The 2,935-nt window shown below is 56.4% G+C and carries 3 protein-coding genes; 2 read left to right on the top strand and 1 reads right to left on the bottom strand.

The window, feature by feature from the left end; all coding sequences use genetic code 11:
• Positions 1 to 143: 143 nt before the first annotated feature.
• Positions 144 to 767, top strand: coding sequence for a recombinase family protein (locus tag JJD74_RS30380; RefSeq protein ID WP_003155741.1), 624 nt, complete (start codon positions 144 to 146; stop codon positions 765 to 767).
• 248 nt (positions 768 to 1,015) lie between these two features.
• On the opposite strand, the gene qacE is transcribed toward JJD74_RS30380, so the two are convergent.
• The gene (gene qacE / locus JJD74_RS30375) at positions 1,016 to 1,348 is read right to left on the bottom strand and encodes a quaternary ammonium compound efflux SMR transporter QacE (protein ID WP_200618080.1); all 333 of its coding nucleotides are present in this window, start codon (positions 1,346 to 1,348) and stop codon (positions 1,016 to 1,018) included.
• Positions 1,349 to 1,592: 244 nt separating this feature from the next.
• On the opposite strand from qacE, the gene intI1 reads away from it, so the two are divergent.
• Positions 1,593 to 2,606, top strand: coding sequence for a class 1 integron integrase IntI1 (gene intI1 / locus JJD74_RS30370; RefSeq protein ID WP_000845048.1), 1,014 nt, complete (start codon positions 1,593 to 1,595; stop codon positions 2,604 to 2,606).
• Positions 2,607 to 2,935: the final 329 nt, after the last annotated feature.

The raw sequence follows: 2,935 nt of genomic DNA, 5'->3' as shown, positions 1-2,935 counted from the left end.
GCCGGAGTTTTTGTCACATTACGAGCCTGAATGGCCGTTTGCAGGTCTTAGACTAAATGACGGGTTAAGTGACAGTTTTTGACGGCGAGAACTTTCTGGCTCACACTGTCACATAATCGAACGTATACGTGACGGGTGAAAAGGTGCTGATCGGCTACATGCGGGTATCGAAGGCGGACGGATCCCAGTCCACCAATTTGCAACGCGATGCGCTCATCGCCGCTGGTGTGAGCCTTGCGCACCTTTACGAGGATCTGGCCTCGGGCAGGCGCGATGATCGCCCAGGGTTGGCTGCTTGCCTGAAGGCGCTTCGTGAAGGGGACACGCTGATCGTGTGGAAGCTCGATCGGCTTGGCCGTGATCTGCGCCACCTGATCAACACCGTGCACGACCTAACTGCGCGTAGCGTGGGCCTGAAGGTCCTGACCGGTCACGGTGCGGCGGTCGACACGACGACTGCCGCCGGCAAGCTTGTGTTCGGTATTTTTGCCGCGCTGGCCGAGTTCGAGCGTGAGTTGATTTCCGAGCGAACAGTCGCTGGACTTATCTCGGCGCGCGCTCGCGGCAGGAAAGGGGGGCGCCCCTTCAAGATGACCGCCGCCAAGCTACGCCTGGCGATGGCCAGCATGGGGCAACCGGAAACCAAGGTGGGCGATCTCTGCGAAGAACTCGGGATTACCCGGCAGACGCTCTACCGGCACGTGTCGCCCAAGGGCGAACTGCGGCCAGACGGCGTAAAGCTGCTCTCCCTCGGTTCAGCCGCATAAATGGAGGCGACCTGGAACGGGGCGCTGTTCAGTGCGGCAACGATCCGATTACCGGTGTCGACCCAGAGCAGCCGTAGAGCTTTTGGGAAAGCTGTCGTTCAACGCCGAGTTCAGCGGCAGTTTTTAAGTTGTGATTTTATGGAATACTTTTGCGCAGCAAAACCATAAAGCCGCGACTTAAAAACTGTCCAGCGCAGGCACGAAGTGCTGGAGCGGTGCTGCAACGACTTGTTAGATGACTGAGTTTATTAGTGGGCACTTGCTTTGGAAAGCAAGTTTAAAACTACTACACCACTAACTATGAGCCCCATACCTACAAAGCCCCACGCATCAAGCTTTTGCCCATGAAGCAACCAGGCAATGGCTGTAATTATGACGACGCCGAGTCCCGACCAGACTGCATAAGCAACACCGACAGGGATGGATTTCAGAACCAGAGAAAGAAAATAAAATGCGATGCAAAAACCGATTATGACAACGGCGGAAGGGGCAAGCTTAGTAAAGCCCTCGCTAGATTTTAATGCGGATGTTGCGATTACTTCGCCAACTATTGCGATAACAAGAAAAAGCCAGCCTTTCATGATATATCTCCCAATTTGTGTAGGGCTTATTATGCACGCTTAAAAATAATAAAAGCAGACTTGACCTGATAGTTTGGCTGTGAGCAATTATGTGCTTAGTGCATCTAACTTTGTTTTAGGGCGACTGCCCTGCTGCGTAACATCGTTGCTGCTCCATAACATCAAACATCGACCCACGGCGTAACGCGCTTGCTGCTTGGATGCCCGAGGCATAGACTGTACAAAAAAACAGTCATAACAAGCCATGAAAACCGCCACTGCGCCGTTACCACCGCTGCGTTCGGTCAAGGTTCTGGACCAGTTGCGTGAGCGCATACGCTACTTGCATTACAGCTTACGAACCGAACAGGCTTATGTCCACTGGGTTCGTGCCTTCATCCGTTTCCACGGTGTGCGTCACCCGGCAACCTTGGGCAGCAGCGAAGTCGAGGCATTTCTGTCCTGGCTGGCGAACGAGCGCAAGGTTTCGGTCTCCACGCATCGTCAGGCATTGGCGGCCTTGCTGTTCTTCTACGGCAAGGTGCTGTGCACGGATCTGCCCTGGCTTCAGGAGATCGGAAGACCTCGGCCGTCGCGGCGCTTGCCGGTGGTGCTGACCCCGGATGAAGTGGTTCGCATCCTCGGTTTTCTGGAAGGCGAGCATCGTTTGTTCGCCCAGCTTCTGTATGGAACGGGCATGCGGATCAGTGAGGGTTTGCAACTGCGGGTCAAGGATCTGGATTTCGATCACGGCACGATCATCGTGCGGGAGGGCAAGGGCTCCAAGGATCGGGCCTTGATGTTACCCGAGAGCTTGGCACCCAGCCTGCGCGAGCAGCTGTCGCGTGCACGGGCATGGTGGCTGAAGGACCAGGCCGAGGGCCGCAGCGGCGTTGCGCTTCCCGACGCCCTTGAGCGGAAGTATCCGCGCGCCGGGCATTCCTGGCCGTGGTTCTGGGTTTTTGCGCAGCACACGCATTCGACCGATCCACGGAGCGGTGTCGTGCGTCGCCATCACATGTATGACCAGACCTTTCAGCGCGCCTTCAAACGTGCCGTAGAACAAGCAGGCATCACGAAGCCCGCCACACCGCACACCCTCCGCCACTCGTTCGCGACGGCCTTGCTCCGCAGCGGTTACGACATTCGAACCGTGCAGGATCTGCTCGGCCATTCCGACGTCTCTACGACGATGATTTACACGCATGTGCTGAAAGTTGGCGGTGCCGGAGTGCGCTCACCGCTTGATGCGCTGCCGCCCCTCACTAGTGAGAGGTAGGGCAGCGCAAGTCAATCCTGGCGGATTCACTACCCCTGCGCGAAGGCCATCGGTGCCGCATCGAACGGCCGGTTGCGGAAAGTCCTCCCTGCGTCCGCTGATGGCCGGCAGCAGCCCGTCGTTGCCTGATGGATCCAACCCCTCCGCTGCTATAGTGCAGTCGGCTTCTGACGTTCAGTGCAGCCGTCTTCTGAAAACGACACGCGGCACGGGAATCAAGGCATTGCGATTCTCGAAAATAGTTCTTGAAATTCTATTCTTGATTGCATATCATCTCAACGAGTTTCGATAAGAAAGGATGCCCATGCGACCGTCTGTTGTGCTTGACA

Origin of the sequence: Pseudomonas sp. MF6776 (genome assembly GCF_016613125.1) — a bacterium.
Classification (GTDB): domain Bacteria; phylum Pseudomonadota; class Gammaproteobacteria; order Pseudomonadales; family Pseudomonadaceae; genus Aquipseudomonas; species Aquipseudomonas iridis.
The sequence above is the reverse complement of the archived record's forward strand: the minus strand, read 5'-3'. Positions and strand labels throughout refer to the sequence as shown.